Annotated in this window: 1 protein-coding gene; it reads right to left on the minus strand. The window is 43.1% G+C overall.

Going from position 1 to position 873, the window contains the following annotated elements:
* Positions 1 to 182: 182 nt before the first annotated feature.
* Positions 183 to 873, minus strand: a 691-nt coding sequence (locus A3735_RS25950; RefSeq protein WP_197486057.1) for an SGNH/GDSL hydrolase family protein, incomplete at its 5' end; no start/stop codon positions are given.

Below are 873 nucleotides of genomic sequence, written 5' to 3' on the forward strand. Positions count from 1 at the left end.
TTAATTTAAGTTTAGTGAGGCGCAAAACGTACCAAATAGTGAATATTGTTCATATTTTGCACCCTCGATAATACACGAGCTAAAAAGAGAATAGATTTGTGATTTCATTCACAAAANAGGGCCTTCCCTGGCCCCACTAACTATGTAAATCTAATTAAGTCGAGTGAATGTATTTACCCGAATTACAATACAGTCTGAAGCACAGGCCAAATCTGATTTGCCAAGTTAATAGATCCTTCTGGGGTTGGGTGAATATTATCGCTTTCAACTTGAGATGCTGGAACAGTGCCACGCGTATCGACAAATGAGCAGCTTGCATTCGTCGCTACATCGCAAGCATAACCAAGCAAGTCATCACCGTAATTTAAGGCTTTTGTGAGGTTTTTATTGCCACGAGGTAACTCGTAATACCCTAGCCATATCACGTTCTGAACATCATCACTTTCCATCTGATTGAGCAGGTTTATTGCATTAATATACTGATCCTCAATCAAGCCACGGCAGCTTCTTGAAATATTCCAACGCCACCAGTGAGTACGACACCCATAAGGGTCGAATAGCATTGCGGGGATAAGAATGTCGTTACCGCCGCCATCCATAACAATGGTATCGATATTTGCGTCTGTAGACTTAGCATCCTCATATTGTTGATCGACGGCTTTAGCCAAGGCACCACCAGACAACTCTGCTCCGCTTTGCGTGTAATCTCGAAAGGTCTCACCGGCATAGGATTCGAGCGTCTCTTGAATGACACCATTAAGATCAAAGATCGAGTCGCCCAGAGTAATAACGTCATTGCGATCTGCCACTTCTTCGTAAGGGTTACCTGTACAACCGACAACACTCACAGAAACTATACAGGCAGCTGCAAAT

The organism is Oleiphilus sp. HI0061 (assembly GCF_001635675.1).